The organism is Amycolatopsis sp. NPDC114504, assembly GCF_055633595.1.
In genome coordinates this window covers 177,066-192,819 of sequence record NZ_JBVKDU010000003.1, presented here as the reverse complement: position 1 = coordinate 192,819, position 15,754 = coordinate 177,066, and the positions used below count along the sequence as shown (strand labels likewise).

Genomic DNA, 15,754 nt, shown 5'->3' with positions numbered 1-15,754 from the left:
TATCCGATATTCGTCGGGGATTGACGGTCCGCGGGTGAGTTGAAGAGGCCCAACGCAGTGGAGTCAGCCGGAGAGTAAGGCGCCGCCCGGATTCCTGCGCGCCGAGACGAGGTTCATCGGCACGGACGGGCAAACGGCGGCGGAGAAACGGGCAGGCGCCGTGAGGGGACCAACGCCGGCGAGTAGCGGTCGAACCGTCCTGCACGCCACAGCGATGCGGCCCAGCCAACCCTCAAGCCGACGGCAGCGTCACGACCACCACCAGACCACCCTCCGGCCGAGCCGTCGCCGCCACCTCCCCACCGTGCGCGTGGGCCACCGAGCGGACGATCGACAACCCCAGCCCCGCCCCTTCCGCAGCCACTCGGGCGCGGCGGTGGAACGGGTCGAACAGGGCCGGCACCTCCTCCGGGGGGATCACCGGGCCGCTGTTGGCCACCTCCAGCTCCACCCGCCCCGGCGACGACCGGGTCGTCACCCGCACCCAGCCGCCCGGCACGTTGTGGCGGACTCCGTTCTCCAGCAGGTTGTGCGCCAGCCGCTCCAGCATCAGCGCGTCGCCCAGGGCCGTTGCCTCGCCCAGGTCCTCCGTCACGTCCGGGGGAACCACGTGCGCCACCACCGCCGCCAGGTCCACCGGGCAACGCTCCGTCAGCGCGCTCTCGGACCGGGCCAGCAGCAGCAACCCGCTGATCAGCTTCTCGTGCCTCGCGTTGATCCGCAGCAGCTTGCCGCCGAGCTGCCGGACGTCGTCGGAGGCCGTGCGGCGGTGCATGGCCACCTCGACCAGCGAACGGTTCAGCGTCAGCGGCGTGCGCAGCTCGTGCGACGCGTTCGCGACGAACCGGCGTTGCGCGTCGAACGACCGGTCCAGCCGCTCGACCATCACGTCGAACGCGTCGGCGAGGCTCTTCACCTCGTCGTCCGGGCCGCGCAACGCGATCCGCGAGTGCCCGCCCGGATCCGCCGTCGCCGCGATGCGGCGCGCCGTGTCCGTGACCTGGCGCAACGGGGCCAGTGCGCGGCCCGCGACCAGCCAGCCCAGTCCCGCCGCCAGCACCGCCACCGCGCCGAGCGCGATCGCACCCTGGGTCAGCAGTGACGTCGCCGCCGCTTCGCGCACCTGGCGCGCCTGCTCGTCGAGGAACTCCGGGGACGGCAATGGCGGCAGGCCGGACGGCACGGTGCCCGCGATGAACGTGACCCGCCGCCCGACCTGCTGCGTGAACAACAGGTACGTGACGCCGAGCAGTGCCCCGCCCGCCAGCAGGAACAGGCCGCCGTAGAGCACGGTCAGCCGCAGCCGGAGGCTCATCGGAGCCGGTAGCCGACCCCGGTGACCGTCTCCACCAGCGGCGGGTCACCGAGCTTGCGGCGCAGCTTGAGGATCGTGAGCCGGACCGCGCCGGTGAACGGGTCCGCGTGCTCGTCCCACGCCTTCTCCAGCAGGTGTTCCGCGGACACGGCGGCGCCGTCCGCGCGCAGCAGCTCGGCGAGCACGGCGAACTCCTTTTTGGACAGTGGGAGGTAGCGCCCGTCGCGGAACACCTCGTGCCGCGCCGGATCCAGCGTGACGCCCGAACGCCGCAGGATCGGCGGTGCCGCCGGCCGGCAGCGCCGCCCCAGCGACAGGATGCGTGCCGCCAGCTCGGGGAAGGCGAACGGCTTCGTCAGGTAGTCGTCGGCGCCGAGGGACAACCCGTCGACGCGGTCGGTGACCTCGACCGCCGCGGTGAGCATGAGCACTCGCGTCGCCGCGTCGGAGGCGACCACCTGACGGCACACGTCGTCGCCGTGCACGACCGGCAGGTCCCGGTCGAGCACGACGACGTCGTAGTCGTGCACGGCGATCCGCTCGAGCGCGGCGCCGCCGTCGGGGGCGATGTCGACGGCGTGCGACTCGTCGCGCAGCCACTCCGCGATCGCGTCCGCGAGCATCGGCTCGTCCTCCACCACCAGGACCCGCATGCCGCCATGATCGCCGCGGCGGTGTTTCCTCGCCGTTAGCGGCACCGGTAGAGCGTGTCCGGGCCGCCGCCGACGACGCGTCGCGGACCGGCGCCGTACGCGGCGGGGTCGACGACCGTGCAGTGCCGGTCGATCCAGCGCCGGCGTTCGTCCTGGACCGGACTCCGCCGCGGCCCGGGCGGGGTTCCCGCGCCACTCAGCACGAACCGCAGCTTGCCCTCGGCCAGCCAGCGGTCGAGCTGCGCGACGGACGGCGCGTCGTCACCGCCGCCGAAGCCGCCCATGCCGATCACCGTCGCGTCCGAGTCGATGAGGAACGGCGCGACCGCCCCCGCTTCGGCGTTCACCGCCAGGGTGATCTCGGTGCCGTCCCGGCGGGCGTAGTCGAGGATGCGGCGCTGCTCGTCCGACAGCTTGGTCGTGCCGTTTCCGCCGGCGAGCACGAGCTGCGGCTGCGGTCCGCCGGGTGACGCCGGTGGCGGCGGCGCGGCGGGACCGGTGGCCGGCCCCGCGGCGGGCAGCGTCCCGGACGACGTGCTCTGCGCGGCGGCGAACGACCAGACGGCGGGCGTGAGCAGCAGCGGCACGAGACCGGCGACGAGCGCGCGTCGACCGGGGGCCACCGCCAGCCAGGTGATCGCGAGCAGCGCCGTCCCGAGCACGGCCCAGCGCGTCCAGCCGTGGAACGACGTGTCTCGCGACGTCACGACGAACGCCCAGGCCGCGCTGAGCGCGATGGCCAGGGGGAGCAGGGTCCGCCGGTGGTGCCGCCACAGCAGCGCGAGCCCGGCGGCCGAGACCGCGGCGACGGCGGGGGCCATCGCCGTCGTGTAGTACGGGTGCCAGATGCCGCCGGCGAAGCTGAAGACAGCAGTCGTGACGAGCAGCCAGCCGCCCCACAGCAGCCAGCCGGCGTCGCGCCACCGGCGTCCGATGACGACCAGGACGAGCAGCGCGAGCGGCAGCAGCCACGAGATCTGCCCGCCCACGAGGTCGTTGAACATCCGGCCCGGCCCGGGGTCGCCGCCGAACGACGTCGTGGTCTGCTGCCCGTCGCGCATGATCATCACGCCGCCGCCCTCGCCGTCGCCGGAGAGGCGGCCGAAGCCGTTGTAGCCGAAGACGAGGTCCCAGGCGGAGCCGTCCGTGCTGCCGCCCATGTACGGCTTGGCGCCGGGCCACCAGTCGTGGAGGGCGATCCACCAGAACGACGAGACGGCCAGCACCGCGCCGGCGCCGAGGACGTCCAGCAGCCGGCGTTTGAGCGGCCCGGACGTCCCGGCGAGGTAGGCGAGAACCAGGGCGGGCACGATGATCCACGCCTGCAGCATCTTGGTCAGGAAGCCGCAGCCGACGAAGAAAGCGCACCACCACAGCCATTTCCGGCCGTCTTCGAAGGAGCGGGTGAGCGCGTACGCGGCGGTGACGAGGAAGAGGACGAGCAGCGTGTCGGGGTTGTTGCCGCGGTCGATGATGACGGTGACGGGCGTCAGCGCGAAGATCGCCGCGGCCAGGAGGGCGACGTTCTCGCCGGCCCACCGCCGGACGGTGCGGTGCAGCAGGAAGACCGCGGCGACGCCTTCGAGGACCTGCGGCAACAGCAAGGCCCAGCCGTGGAAACCGAAGACGAGGACGGAGATCGCCTGCGGCCACAGGGCCATCGGCGGTTTGTCGACCGTGACGACGCCGTAGGGGTCGAAGGAGCCGAAGAGGAAGTCGGTGAAACCGCTCGTCATCGACTTGACGGCGGCCGAGTAGTAGGTGTTGCCGAGCTGGCCGTCGCCGATCTTCCAGGCATAGAGCACGGCGGCGCCGAGGCAGATGAGCGGAAGCGCCCAGGAGCGGGTCTTCGGAGGAGCGGCGGTGATCATGCCGCCACCCAACTCCGGCCCGCGTTTCCCGGGCGTTTCCGAGCTACTGCGCCTCGAGGTCGCCCTCCAGGGACAGGTACACCTCGCGCATCTTCGCGAGCAGCTCCGGGTCCGGTTCCTCCCACAACCCACGGTCCGCGGCCTCGTTCAACCGCTCCACGATCCCCCGCAGCGCCCACGGGTTGGCCTGGCGCAGGAACTCCTGGTTCACCTCGTCCAGCACGTACGACTCGGTCAGCTTCTCGTACATCCAGTCGCCGACCACGCCCGCTGTCGCGTCGAAGCCGAACAGGTAGTCCACCGTGGCCGCCAGCTCGAACGCGCCCTTGTACCCGTGACGCCGCATCGCTGCCAGCCAGCGCGGGTTCACCACCCGCGCCCGGAATACCCGCGCCGTCTCCTCGCCCAATGTCCGGGTTCGGACCGCGTCCGGTGACGTGCTGTCGCCCACATAGGACGCCGGGGCCGTGCCGGTCAGCGCCCGGACCGTGGCGATCATCCCGCCGTGGTACTGGAAGTAGTCGTCCGAATCCGCGATGTCGTGCTCGCGCGTGTCCGTGTTCTTCGCCGCCACCACGATGCGCTTGTACGAGTTCTCCATGTCTTCGCGCGCCGGACGGCCGTCGAGGTCGCGGCCGTACGCGAAGCCGCCCCAGACCGCGTACACCTCCGCCAGGTCCTTATCGTCGCGCCAGTTTCCGCTGTCCATCAGCGGCAACAGGCCCGCGCCGTACGCTCCCGGCTTCGAGCCGAAGATCCGGGTCGTCGCGCGCCGGTCGTCGCCGTGGGCGGCCAAGTCGGAAGAAACGTGCGCCCGGACGAAGTTCTCCGACAAAGGCTCGTCCAGAGCCGCCACCAGCCGGACCGCGTCGTCCATCATGGCGATCACGTGCGGGAACGCGTCGCGGAAGAAGCCGCTGATGCGGATCGTCACGTCGATGCGCGGCCGGCCCAGCTCCGACAGCGGGATCGCCTCGATGCCCGTCACGCGCCGGGATGCCTCGTCCCACACCGGCTGGACTCCCAGCAGCGCCAGGACTTCCGCCGCGTCGTCGCCGGACGTCCGCATCGCCGACGTCCCCCACACCGACAGCCCGACCGACTTCGGCCAGTCGCCGTTGTCCTCGCGATACCGGCGCAGCAGCGAATCCGCCAGCGCCTGCCCCGTCTCCCAGGCCAGCCGGCTCGGGATCGCCTTCGGGTCGACCGTGTAGAAGTTGCGTCCGGTCGGCAGCACGTTCACCAGCCCGCGCAACGGCGATCCGCTCGGCCCGGCCGGGATGTACCCGCCGTCCAGCGCGTGCAGCACCGCGTCGAGCTCGGCGGAGGTCCCCGCGAGCCGCGGGACGATCTCGGTGGCCGCGAACGCGAGCACCCGCGCGACCTCGGGATCCGGCGCCACCGACTCGACCGCCGTGGCGTCCCAGCCGCGCATCTCCATCGTCTGGACGAGCTCGCGCGCCGTCTTCTCGACAGCGTCCACTTCGGACGTCGACGCGTCTTCCTTCAGGCCCAGCGCCGACCGCAGTCCCGGTACCGCACCTTCGCGACCGCCCCAGATCTGCGACGCGCGCAGCATCGCCAGCACGAGGTTGACGCGCGCCTCGCCGACCGGCGCCGCGCCGAGGATGTGCAGCCCGTCGCGGATCTGGGCGTCCTTGACCTCGCACAGCCAGCCGTCGATGTGCAGCAGGAAGTCGTCGAACTCCGCGTCGTGCGGACGCTCGCCGACGCCGAGGTCGTGGTCCAGCTTCGCCGCCTGGATGAGCGTCCAGATCTGGGCGCGGATCGCCGGCAGCTTCGCCGGGTCCATCGCCGCGATGTTCGCGTGCTCGTCGAGCAGCTGCTCCAGCCGCGCCATGTCGCCGTAGGACTCCGCGCGCGCCATCGGCGGGATCAGGTGGTCGACGATCGTCGCGTGCGCCCGCCGCTTGGCCTGCGCGCCCTCGCCCGGGTCGTTGATCAGGAACGGGTACACCAGCGGCAGGTTGCCGAGCACCGCGTCCGGCGCGCACGACGCCGAGAGCCCGGCCGTCTTGCCCGGCAGCCATTCGAGGGACCCGTGCTTGCCCAGGTGGACGACGGCGTGCGCCCCGAACTCCTCCTCCAGCCACCGGTACGCGGCCAGATAGTGGTGACTCGGCGGCAGGTCCGGGTTGTGGTAGATCGCGACGGGATTCTCGCCGAACCCGCGTGGCGGCTGGATCATGATGATCACGTTGCCGCTCTGCAGCGACGCCAGAACGATGTCGCCGTTGTCGACGTACAGCTCGCCCGGCGCCGGCCCCCAGTGTTCCTCGACGCCCGAACGCAGTTCCGCGGGCAGCGCGTCGAACCAATCCTGGTAGCGGTCAGCGGGCACCCGGATCGGGTTGCCGGACAGCTGTTCCTCGGTCAGCCACTCCGGGTCCTGGCCGCCCGCGGCGATCAGCGCGTGGATCAACGCGTCGCCGTCGGGCTGGTCGGTGCCGGTCGGGTCGACGCCCGGGAACGCGTCCGGTCCGAGGTCGTAACCCGAAGCGCGCATCCGCCGCAGCAGCTCGATCGCCGACGCGGGCGTGTCCAGCCCGACCGCGTTGCCGACGCGAGAGTGCTTCGTCGGGTACGCGGACAGCATCAGCGCGATCCGCCGCTCGCTGGGAGGCGTGTGCCGCAGGCGAGCGTGCGCCAGCGCGATGCGAGCGACGCGGGACGCGCGCTCGGCGTCCGGGACGTACCGGGGGAGACCGTCTTCGTCCAGCTCCTTGAACGAGAACGGCACCGTGATGAGCCGTCCGTCGAACTCCGGGACGGCCATCTGGTTCCCCGCGTCGAGCGGCGAAAGGCCCTCGTCGCTGGCTTCCCACGTCTCGCGGTCGCTGGTCAGGCACATCGCCTGCAGGATCGGGACGTCGAGCGCGGCCATCTCGGCGACGTCCCACGCCTCGTCGTCGCCCCCGGCGCCCACCTCGGACGGCTTCGTGCCGCCCGCCGCGAGCACGGTGACCAGCAGGGCGTCCACGGAAGCCAGTTCGGCCATCATCTCGGGCTCGCGCGTACGCAGCGAAGCGGTGTAGATCGGCAGCGCGCGGCCGCCCGCGGCCTCGATCTGGTCGGCGAGGACGTGGACGAAGTTCGTGTTCCCGGACAGGTGATGCGCGCGGTAGTACAGGATCCCGATGACCGGGCCCTCGGCTTGGGAAGGCCGCTCCAGGATCCCCCACGTGGGTTGGGCCGCCGGTGGCTCGAAGCCGTCGCCGGTGAGCAGCAGCGTGTCGGAGAGGAACCGGTGCAGCTGGGTGAGGTTCGCCGGGCCGCCCTGCGCGAGGTAGGCGTGGGCCTCGGCGGCCATGCCCGCCGGGACGGTCGAGAGCTTCATCAGCTCGGCGTCCGGCGTCTGCTCCCCACCGAGGACGACAACGTGCGCGCCCGACGCCCGCAGCGTGTCGAGGCCTTCCTGCCAGCTCCGCGGGGTGCCGAGGATCCGCGCGACGACGATCTTGACGCCGTCCAGCAGCGCGGGCAGCTCGGCGACGTCGAGCCGGGCCGGGTTGCCGAGCCGGTAGTCGGCGTCGGCCGAACGGGCGCTGAGCAGATCGGTGTCCGAAGTGGACAGAAGCAGGATCACGAGGTTCCTCCTCGGGGTCCGCGCCCCGGGTCGACGGGCGCGCCGGCCGGAGTTCCTGGCTCCCGGAGAGCCCCGACGTACTCCCTCCCGCGGAGGGGACATCGAGCACAGCGCTCTCCGATGACAGTGGCGGGACCGCCCCGGACTCTCACCGGGTTCCTCCACCTGCCGACGCGTGGGTATCGGCTCCACTCTCCGGTGCCGGTCGAGGTGCGTCAAGGTGACGTTGACCGGCGCTCGGTAACCTGGCGGCTTGGAAGCCTTCCTCCGCGACTTCACCGCCGCCCAGTCGAGCCGCGGGCCGTACCGCACCGCGACCGCGGCCGAGCTGCAAACCGCCGAGACGGGGTTCGCCGCTCTGCTCGACGGCACCCCGCACCGCCTCGCTGAGCTGGGCTTTTCCGTTGCCGACGACAGTCTGGTCCGCCAGGAGCCGGACTCCGAACGGGCTTGGGGCCTGTACGTCATCGACCGGTCCGCGCCGCCGTCGCTGGTGGTCGAGGCGCCGCACGCGTCGTCCGACCTGCGGACCGAGCTGATCGGCCTGGAGCTCTTCCGGCGGACCCCGGGCGCGATCCTCGCGGTCGGCGGCGCCCACCGGCGCCGCGAAGACCCGGCGCACGACACCGGGACCGTCTTCCACGTCGTCACCACACTGCTCGCCCGGCGCGGCCTGCCGCAGGTCCAGCTGCACGGTTTCAAGGACCGGACCCTGCCCGCGGCCGACGTCGTGCTCTCCGCCGGGGCCGCCGAAGCCGGGGATGCCGCCCGCCGCGCCGCCGGCCGGCTCGCCGAGGCCGGGTTCCGGGTCCGCCGGGCCTGGGCCGAGCCGTGCCGGGGCCTGGCCGGGACGACGAACGTCCAGAGCCAGGCCGCCGGCGGCACGCCGTTCCTGCACGTCGAGCTGAGCCGGACGGTCCGGGAGACCCGGCGCGACGACGTCGTCCGCGCGCTCGTCGAAGCCGACCTTCGCAAGCCGTAGGCGATGTCCGGCAAGTCAAGCTCGCGGTCTTCGCGCCCAGGCGGCCCCTGACGGCACGGGCGGATCACCCGAGTACGACCCGGTACGAGGGCGCCCCGCCCGCACCGCCAGGAACCACCTGGATCACGAAGCCCATCGAGCAGACTTACCGGACACCGCCTAAGCGGTCTGCTCTCCCAGCCGCGGGAAGGGCTTCGTCGAGAACAGGACCTCCAGCGGGACCTCGAAGAACTCCGCGATCCGCAGCGCCACGAACAAGCTCGGGCTGTACTCGCCGCGCTCCAGGTAGCCGATCGTCTGGTAGTGCACGCCGAGGGCTTCCGCCAGCTGGCGTCGCGAGATCGACCGTTCCGCGCGCAGCATCGCGATCCGGTTGTAGACGACCTCGCTCATGACTCACCCCACACGCTGCATGGCCTTCTCCCGGCGCTCGGACAGCGACGAACCGGACTCGCGCCGCGCCATGCGGCGCAGCAGGACCGGGGCCAGGGCCAATCCGATCACGGCCCACGCGAGCAGCACCGCGAGGGTCGGCAGCGGCCGCCACGCCTGCCCGATCTCGACGACCACCGCGCTGTCGGGCAGCAGCGCCGACCGCATCCCGAGGCCCAGCCAGTACATCGGGAACGCCTGCGCGATGCCCTGCACCCAGCTCGGCAGCGCCGTGATCGGGTAGAAGATCCCCGAGATCGCGCCCAGGCCCATGATCGGCAGCGTGATCAGCGCGATCGAGCGCGGGCTGTTGGTGAGCGACCCCAGCGCGGCCCCGAGCGGCAGGGTCGCGACCAGTCCGAGCGCCAGCACCCACAGCAGGTGCACGTACGACCAGACGCCGTCCGGAGCCAGGGAGTCGAACAGGAACAGGCACGGGACCAGCACCAGCAGGATCCCGGTGACCTGCGCCATCGCCACCGCCGTCGTCTTCCCGACCAGGTAGCCGAGCATGCCGTTCGGCGTCGCTTTCGCGCGCAGCAGCGTGCCGTCCTCGCGGTCGATGGCGAGGTAGCCCGCCGTGCTGTTCAAGCCGTTGAACACGATCCCGGCGCCGAGCACGCCGGGCACGGTCGCCGCGCCGAGCGAGAAGCCGGTGCCGGGCAGGGTCGCGTTCCGCATGAAGAACAGCGTGCCGAGGAAGAGCGCGACGAAGACGAACTGGCCGATGACGTCGTCGCGGTTGGTCCACGTCTGCTTGAACTCGATCCAGCCGCGGTCCACCCCGGCCCGCAGCGCGGCGGTCCTGGCGTTCATCGCACACCCGCTTCCTGGAGGCCGAGCTCGGTTTCGCCGTCGGCTTCCGCCCGGTGGACCAGCGTCATGTAGGTGTCCTCCAGCGAAGCCCGCCGCACTTCGAGGTCCGAGACGGCTTCGCCGTGCTGCTTGAACAGGTCGTACACGTACTTCGTCGCTTCCGTCGTCGAGTGGACGAAGCGCTGGCCGTCGAGGGTCCAGCGGACCTCGGCCTCACCGGCGATCTGCCGGGACAGCGCGTCGGCCGAGCCGTCGGCGATGATGCGCCCGCCGTTGAGGATGAGGATCCGGTCGGCCAGCTTCTCGGCCTCGTCGAGGTCGTGCGTGGTGAGCAGGATCGTGGTGTCGAGCTCGTCGGAGAGCCGGTGCACCAGGTCGTGGAACTCGCGGCGGGCCTCCGGGTCGAAGCCCGCGGTCGGCTCGTCGAGGAACAGCAGCTCGGGCCGCCCGACGATGCCGATCGCGACGTCGAGGCGCCGGCGCTGGCCGCCGGAGAGGTTCTTGATCTTCTTCTGCGCGTGCTCGGCGAGCCCGACGGCCGTGATCAGCTCGTCGGCGTCCCATGGCCGGGAGTGCGACGCCGTTGAGTACGGCGCGTAGTAGCGGCCGAGGTGCGCGAGCAGCTCCCGGACGCGCCACTTCCCGTGGTCGCGCCAGGACTGGAGCACGACCCCCAGGCGCGCCCGCCAGTCCTCGCCGCCGTGCGCCGGGTCGACGCCCAGCACGTCGACCTCGCCGGCCGACCGCATCCGGAAGCCTTCGAGGATCTCGATCGTCGTCGTCTTGCCCGCGCCGTTCGGCCCGAGCAGGCACACGACCTCGCCCCGGTGGGCCTCGAACTCGACGCCGTGGAGCACGTCGTTCGCGCCGTAGCGCATCCGCAGCCCGCGCACGCGGATCACGGGGACAGCAGGATCTCTCATCGTCAAACCCCCATCGGACCGATGTGATGAAATGTAGCACACCTACTACATTCGATCAGACTTCTGCTGCGCCGGGAACTTGACCCGCGGTCATCCGGTTCGCCGGGCATGGGTACTTGGCTGGGGCTGGCTCTGCCGGGCGGCGTCGTGATCCTGCTGGTCATGGCCGCGATCGAGCTGCGGCCGCGCAAGAACGGCTCGCGCTTCAAGGCCCGGCTGTCCGCGACCTACATCGAGGAGACGACCGCGTTCCTCTACGGCACCAAGCGGCGTGAGCTGGAACACCGGGAAACGATGTCGATGCTCGTCGAGCAGGACGCCGAAGGCGCGCCACCCTGGCGTGACGTGGACCTGGACCGCGGAATCGCGAAAATCCGGCCCCGATCGGACCCGCCGGAGCCGGAAAACCGCCAGCTACAGTGACCCCATGCCGACCCCAGCACGTGCGCGAGCCGACGCGTGCCCGGGTGTTTTCGCACCCCACGACGCCGCCGACGGCCCGTTGGCCCGCGTGCGCCTGCCGGGCGGCACGATTTCCGCAGCGCAGCTGCGCGCGTTGGCGGACGCCGCCGAAGAGTGCGGCGACGGCGACCTCCACCTCACCTCGCGCGGCAGCGTCCAGCTGCGCGGCGTCACCCGGCCCGGCCTCGCGGCGCGGCTGACCGACGCGGGGCTCCTGCCCTCGCCGTCCCACGAGCGGGTCCGGAACGTGCTGGCCTCGCCGTTGAGCGGGCTTCACGGTGGCCTCGCCGACGTCCGGGGGCTGGCCGCGTCGCTCGATGCCGTGCTGTGTTCGACGCCGGAGCTGGCCTCGCTGCCCGGTCGGTTCCTCTTCGCCTTCGACGACGGCCGCGGTGACGTCGCCGGGGAAGGCGCCGACGTCTGCTGGCGCGCGCTCGACGCGGACGAAGGAACCCTGCTGCTCGCCGGGGGCGATACCGGACGTCGGGTGCGTCTCGCCGACGCCGTTTCCGCGCTGATCGAGGTCGCGCTGGAGTTCGGCCGGGTGCGCGGATCCGCCTGGCGCGTCGCCGAACTCGACGACCCCGCCTGGCGGGGGACGCCGGTGCCGCGGGGTGACGTCTCGGTGCCCGTCGGGATGATCGCCGGGGTCGCGGCGGGGGTCGTGCCGCGTTTCGGGCAGCTGACCGCCGAGCAGGCCCGCGCCCTGGCGGAGTTCGGCCCCGCGCTGGTCACGCCGTGGAAGTCCGTGGTCCTGCCGGACGTGCCCGCCGACGTCTTCGAGCGGCTGGGCTTCGGCGGCGTGCCGCTCGGCACGAGCGCGTGCGTCGGGCGTCCCGGCTGCGCGAAGTCGCGCGCCGACGTGCGGGCCGACGCCGTCTTCCGGCCGGGCCTGCGCGCGCACTTCTCGGGCTGTGAACGGCGGTGCGGGAAGCCGTCGCAGTCCCATGTGGACGTCGTCGCCGAAGCGGGCGGCTATCGCATCGACGGCCGCTGGGTGCCGCTCGAAGAGCTGAAAGGGAAGCTGTGATCGACTACCTGCGGGACGGTGCCGAGATCTACCGGCACTCGTTCGCCACGATCCGCGAGGAGGCGGACCTGGCGATCCTGCCCGACGACGTGGCGGGCCTGGCGGTCCGGATGATCCACGCCTGCGGCATGGTCGATCTGGTCGACGACCTGCGTTACACCCTCGACGTCGTCGAGTCCGGCCGAGCGGCGCTCGAAGCGGGCGCGCCGATCCTGTGCGACGCGCAGATGATCGCGAGCGGCGTCACGCGGCGTCGTCTGCCCGCGGGCAACGAAGTCGTCTGCACGCTGTCCGACCCTTCGGTGCCGGGGCTCGCCGAGCGGATGGGCACCACGCGGTCGGCGGCGGCCCTGGAACTGTGGCGCGACAGGCTGCCCGGCTCGGTCGTCGCGATCGGCAACGCGCCGACCGCGCTGTTCCGGCTGCTGGAGATCCTCGACGAAGGCGTCGGCGCGCCCGCGGCGATCATCGGCGTGCCGGTCGGGTTCGTCGGGGCGGTCGAGTCCAAAGTGGAGCTCGCCAAGCGGGCGCCGGCACCTTATCTCGTGGTGCACGGCCGTCGTGGCGGCAGCGCGATGGCCGTCGCGGCCATCAACGCCCTCGCGAGCGCCGAAGAATGACCGGGACGCTCTACGGCGTCGGGCTCGGCCCCGGCGACCCGGAACTGATGACGGTCAAGGCGGCGCGGCTGATCTCCGAAGCGTCGGTGATCGCCTACCACTGCGCGCGGCACGGGCGCAGCATCGCGCGGTCGGTCGCCGAGCCGTACCTGCGCGAGGGCCAGGTCGAGGAGAAGCTCGTCTACCCGGTCACGACCGAGACGACCGACCACCCCGGCGGCTACGAGGGCGCGATCGCGGACTTCTACGAGCTGAGCGCGAAGCGGCTCGCCGAGCACCTCGACGCGGGGCGCGACGTCGTCCTCCTCTGCGAAGGCGACCCGTTCTTCTACGGCTCGTACATGTACATGCACGAACGGCTTTCCGGGCGGTTCGACGCGGTCGTCGTGCCCGGCGTGACGTCGGTGAGCGCGGCGTCGTCGGTGCTCGGCCGGCCACTGGTGCAGCGCGACGAGGTCCTGACGGTGCTGCCGGGCACGCTCCCGGCGCCCGAACTGGCCCGGCGGCTCGCGGACACCGACGCGGCGGCGGTGCTGAAGCTGGGCCGCACGTTCGGTTCGGTGCGCGAGGCGTTCGAAGAGGCCGGAAAGCTGGACGACGCCGTCTTCATCGAGCGCGCGACCTGGGGGCAGCAGCGGATCGAGCCCCTCGCTTCGGTCGATCCTGCGACGGTGCCGTACTTCTCCTTGGCGCTGCTGCCTTCGCCGGCTTATTCGTCGCGCGTTTCGCCTGCGCCCGCTCCGGCCCCGGTTGCCGAGGGCTCGGGCGAGGTCGTCGTGGTCGGGCTCGGCCCGGCCGGTCCGGAGTGGCTGACGCCCGAGGCCGCGGCGGAGCTTTCGGCCGCCGAGCACGTCGTCGGGTACGGGCCGTATGTCGCGCGCGTGCCGCAGAAGGCGGGCCAGCAGCGGCACGCGTCGGGCAACCGCGTCGAGGCGGACCGGGCTCGGGAGGCCTTGTCGCTGGCCGTTTCGGGCGCGCGGGTCGCGGTCGTTTCCTCGGGTGACCCGGGGGTGTTCGCGATGGCGTCGGCGGTGCTGGAGCAGGTGTCGTCGGGGCACGGCGCGGGCGTCCGGGTGCGGATCGTCCCGGGCGTGACGGCGGCGCAGGCAGCGGCGTCCCGCGTCGGCGCGCCGCTCGGGCACGACTACTGCGTGCTGTCGCTGTCCGATCGGTTGAAGCCGTGGGAGATCATCGAGAAGCGCCTGGACGCGGCGGGTGCTGCGGATCTGGTGCTGGCGCTGTACAACCCGGCGTCGCGCTCCCGGACGACTCAGCTGGCTTCCGCCCGGGACGTGCTGCTCCGCCACCGCGCGCCGTCGACGCCGGTGGTCGTCGCCCGGGACGTCGGCGGCCCGGAGGAGGACATCCGCGTCACGACGCTGGGTGACCTCGATCCGTCCACAGTGGACATGCGTTGCCTGCTGATCGTGGGTTCGTCGAAGACCCGCGCCGAGAACGGCGTGGTGTGGACTCCGCGCAGCTATTGACGGCCGAGCGCGCGTTGCACCGCCGGGCGTCGGCGGCGGGCGAGGCGGCGTCGGCGGCGGGAGTGCCGGGCCGGTTCCGCGCGTGGGAGCACGCGGGGTTGCTGGCGGTGCTGGCGACCGACCCCACGCTCGCGTACCTGTCGACGGTGACCGGGGTGACGCCGGAGACGCTGCCCGAGGTGGCCGGGTTGCTGGGGTCGCCCGGCTGGGACGAGGTCGCCCCGACCGTCGTGGCCCCGGCCGGGCTGCCGGTGCCGGGCCTGGTGCCGGCGGGGGAGCGATTCCTGGCCGTCCGCCGGCTGGCGCCCGCGCCGGCTTCGCCTGCGGACGTCGCGGACGCGCAGGTGTTCCAGCGCGTCCTGCTGGCCGGGTTCGAGGTGAGCGGGCCGGTGGCGGAGTACATGGCCGCGGAGCACCGGCTCCCGACCATGCGGCGCTTCCTGCTGCGGGAAGGGGAGACGCCGATCGCGGCCGCGGGCATGACGATCGACGCGGGTGTCGCGATCCTGGGGGCGGCGTCGACGTTGCCCGAGTTCCGCGGCCGGGGAGCGCAGCCGGAGTTGCTGCGCCGCCGCCTCGAAGCGGCGGCGGCCGAGGGCTGCACGCTGGCGGTGGCGACGGCCCGCCCCGGCTCACCGAGCGTGGCGAACCTGGAGCGGGCCGGCTTCCGCCTCCACCGCCGGACGGCGTGGACCAAGCCCTAGCGGGTCGGGTCCTTCCTAGTAACGCTCACGGCCAGAAGATCGATTTTGCGGTCACGCAGCCGCTTTCGAATCGCCTTCGGAGGGATCGATGGCCGACGCCAGTCAGAATCTGCCCGGGCCTCCCGACGACAAGGGAGCGGCCGATGCGCTCGCCAGGGAAAACTCCGCCGAGGAAGACAAGATCGCTTTCTGGACCGTCGGCAAGGCTGCTCTCGGCCTCCTCCCAGGGGGCGGCGCTGTCGTCGAAATCATCAACGGGACCCAGGCCATCCGCCAAAGCAGGCAGTTGAGGCTGCTGCAAACGGTGGTCGAGCACCAGGGAGTGAGTCTGCAAGAGCTGAAGGCCGCCCTTGACAGTGACGAAGACTTGGCCGATCTCGTCATGCGCGGGATGGACGCCGCGGCAAAAGCGAGGTTCGAGGAAAAGATCGCCGTCTTGGCCGCCATCGTTGCTAGGTCTGTCAACGCACCGAGGAACGAACGGGTCAAAGACCGCATGTTGACCCAGGTCCTGGAGTCGATCGAGAAGGAGCACATCGAGGTCATGGTCAAGATCGAAGAGTGGCCGACCGTGCAGCTCGATAGTGGAGCGACTCAGGAGGAGAACGAACGGAACGTCTGCAGTCGCAACAACCTGATCGCCGGCTTACCCGACCTCGCTCCAGTGGTCCGCATGCTGTTGAACTCTCTGGAGTCCCAGCAACTGATCGTCAACTCCACCGAGAACACTTACTTTTCCGTAGCTGGAGGCGCTCACTACGCGTTGACGGACCTCGGTAAAGAACTCATCGACCGCCTGAGAAACGAGCATTTCCGCTTGAGGTCTTGAGGTCGGTTCTCGCGCGCCTCCCA

General features: G+C 71.8%; 14 protein-coding genes and 1 riboswitch. Of the genes, 7 read left to right on the top strand and 7 right to left on the bottom strand.

What is annotated here, in order from left to right; translation table 11 throughout:
- Positions 1-232 precede the first annotated feature (232 nt).
- Genes ACZ7PG_RS22215 through cobN form a run of 4 tightly spaced genes read right to left on the bottom strand, consistent with a single transcriptional unit; the run spans position 233 to position 7,446 of the window.
- The gene (locus ACZ7PG_RS22215; protein WP_470240999.1) at positions 233-1,315 is read right to left on the bottom strand and encodes a sensor histidine kinase; all 1,083 of its coding nucleotides are present in this window, start codon (positions 1,313-1,315) and stop codon (positions 233-235) included.
- Positions 1,312-1,968, bottom strand: a complete 657-nt coding sequence (locus ACZ7PG_RS22210; protein WP_470240998.1) for a response regulator transcription factor — start codon at positions 1,966-1,968, stop codon at positions 1,312-1,314. The genes ACZ7PG_RS22215 and ACZ7PG_RS22210 overlap by 4 nt, the downstream gene beginning before the upstream one ends.
- Before the next feature lie 35 nt (positions 1,969-2,003).
- Entirely contained in the window at positions 2,004-3,839 is a 1,836-nt protein-coding gene (locus tag ACZ7PG_RS22205; protein WP_470240997.1) for an ArnT family glycosyltransferase, read from the bottom strand.
- A 43-nt stretch (positions 3,840-3,882) separates the two neighbouring features.
- On the bottom strand, positions 3,883-7,446 hold the full coding sequence (gene cobN / locus ACZ7PG_RS22200; protein WP_470240996.1) for a cobaltochelatase subunit CobN: 3,564 nt from the start codon (positions 7,444-7,446) through the stop codon (positions 3,883-3,885).
- Positions 7,447-7,495: 49 nt separating this feature from the next.
- Positions 7,496-7,608, bottom strand: a riboswitch (cobalamin riboswitch).
- A 91-nt stretch (positions 7,609-7,699) separates the two neighbouring features.
- Between cobN and ACZ7PG_RS22195 the strand changes: the two genes are divergently transcribed.
- Positions 7,700-8,428, top strand: a complete 729-nt coding sequence (locus ACZ7PG_RS22195; protein WP_470240995.1) for a hypothetical protein — start codon at positions 7,700-7,702, stop codon at positions 8,426-8,428.
- Positions 8,429-8,587: 159 nt separating this feature from the next.
- On the opposite strand, the gene ACZ7PG_RS22190 is transcribed toward ACZ7PG_RS22195, so the two are convergent.
- The 3 genes from ACZ7PG_RS22190 to ACZ7PG_RS22180 are packed head-to-tail and all read right to left on the bottom strand — an operon-like array spanning position 8,588 to position 10,599.
- Positions 8,588-8,821, bottom strand: coding sequence for a helix-turn-helix transcriptional regulator (locus ACZ7PG_RS22190; protein WP_470240994.1), 234 nt, complete (start codon positions 8,819-8,821; stop codon positions 8,588-8,590).
- 3 nt (positions 8,822-8,824) lie between these two features.
- The gene (locus tag ACZ7PG_RS22185; protein WP_470240993.1) at positions 8,825-9,676 is read right to left on the bottom strand and encodes an ABC transporter permease; all 852 of its coding nucleotides are present in this window, start codon (positions 9,674-9,676) and stop codon (positions 8,825-8,827) included.
- Positions 9,673-10,599 carry an ABC transporter ATP-binding protein gene (locus ACZ7PG_RS22180; protein ID WP_470240992.1) on the bottom strand — a complete coding sequence of 309 codons (927 nt, stop codon included), beginning with the start codon at positions 10,597-10,599 and terminating at the stop codon, positions 9,673-9,675. Before ACZ7PG_RS22180 ends, ACZ7PG_RS22185 begins: the two co-directional genes overlap by 4 nt.
- A 108-nt stretch (positions 10,600-10,707) precedes the next feature.
- On the opposite strand from ACZ7PG_RS22180, the gene ACZ7PG_RS22175 reads away from it, so the two are divergent.
- The 6 genes from ACZ7PG_RS22175 (at position 10,708) to ACZ7PG_RS22150 (ending at position 15,731) form a co-directional block, all read left to right on the top strand.
- Positions 10,708-11,022, top strand: coding sequence for a DUF6191 domain-containing protein (locus ACZ7PG_RS22175; RefSeq protein ID WP_470240991.1), 315 nt, complete (start codon positions 10,708-10,710; stop codon positions 11,020-11,022).
- Between the two features lie 4 nt (positions 11,023-11,026).
- Positions 11,027-12,091 (top strand): precorrin-3B synthase, encoded by a 1,065-nt coding sequence (locus ACZ7PG_RS22170; RefSeq protein WP_470240990.1) that lies wholly within the window; start codon positions 11,027-11,029, stop codon positions 12,089-12,091.
- Positions 12,088-12,711, top strand: coding sequence for a precorrin-8X methylmutase (locus ACZ7PG_RS22165; RefSeq protein WP_470240989.1), 624 nt, complete (start codon positions 12,088-12,090; stop codon positions 12,709-12,711). Before ACZ7PG_RS22170 ends, ACZ7PG_RS22165 begins: the two co-directional genes overlap by 4 nt.
- Positions 12,708-14,198, top strand: coding sequence for a precorrin-2 C(20)-methyltransferase (locus ACZ7PG_RS22160; protein WP_470240988.1), 1,491 nt, complete (start codon positions 12,708-12,710; stop codon positions 14,196-14,198). The genes ACZ7PG_RS22165 and ACZ7PG_RS22160 overlap by 4 nt, the downstream gene beginning before the upstream one ends.
- Complete coding sequence (locus ACZ7PG_RS22155) at positions 14,177-14,902, top strand: GNAT family N-acetyltransferase (protein ID WP_470240987.1); 726 nt, start codon at positions 14,177-14,179, stop codon at positions 14,900-14,902. The genes ACZ7PG_RS22160 and ACZ7PG_RS22155 overlap by 22 nt, the downstream gene beginning before the upstream one ends.
- 88 nt (positions 14,903-14,990) lie before the next feature.
- Complete coding sequence (locus ACZ7PG_RS22150) at positions 14,991-15,731, top strand: hypothetical protein (protein ID WP_470240986.1); 741 nt, start codon at positions 14,991-14,993, stop codon at positions 15,729-15,731.
- Positions 15,732-15,754: the final 23 nt, after the last annotated feature.

Excerpts from the sequence above, each read along its gene's own strand:
- ACZ7PG_RS22210 (WP_470240998.1), bottom strand. The coding sequence starts at position 1,968 with ATGCGGGTCCTGGTGGTGGAGGACGAGCCGATGCTCGCGGACGCGATC.
- ACZ7PG_RS22190 (WP_470240994.1), bottom strand. The coding sequence starts at position 8,821 with ATGAGCGAGGTCGTCTACAACCGGATCGCGATGCTGCGCGCGGAACGG.
- ACZ7PG_RS22215 (WP_470240999.1), bottom strand. The coding sequence starts at position 1,315 with ATGAGCCTCCGGCTGCGGCTGACCGTGCTCTACGGCGGCCTGTTCCTG.
- ACZ7PG_RS22185 (WP_470240993.1), bottom strand. The coding sequence starts at position 9,676 with ATGAACGCCAGGACCGCCGCGCTGCGGGCCGGGGTGGACCGCGGCTGG.
- ACZ7PG_RS22205 (WP_470240997.1), bottom strand. The coding sequence starts at position 3,839 with ATGATCACCGCCGCTCCTCCGAAGACCCGCTCCTGGGCGCTTCCGCTC.
- ACZ7PG_RS22175 (WP_470240991.1), top strand. The coding sequence starts at position 10,708 with ATGGGTACTTGGCTGGGGCTGGCTCTGCCGGGCGGCGTCGTGATCCTG.
- ACZ7PG_RS22160 (WP_470240988.1), top strand. The coding sequence starts at position 12,708 with ATGACCGGGACGCTCTACGGCGTCGGGCTCGGCCCCGGCGACCCGGAA.
- ACZ7PG_RS22170 (WP_470240990.1), top strand. The coding sequence starts at position 11,027 with ATGCCGACCCCAGCACGTGCGCGAGCCGACGCGTGCCCGGGTGTTTTC.
- ACZ7PG_RS22150 (WP_470240986.1), top strand. The coding sequence starts at position 14,991 with ATGGCCGACGCCAGTCAGAATCTGCCCGGGCCTCCCGACGACAAGGGA.
- ACZ7PG_RS22180 (WP_470240992.1), bottom strand. The coding sequence starts at position 10,599 with ATGAGAGATCCTGCTGTCCCCGTGATCCGCGTGCGCGGGCTGCGGATG.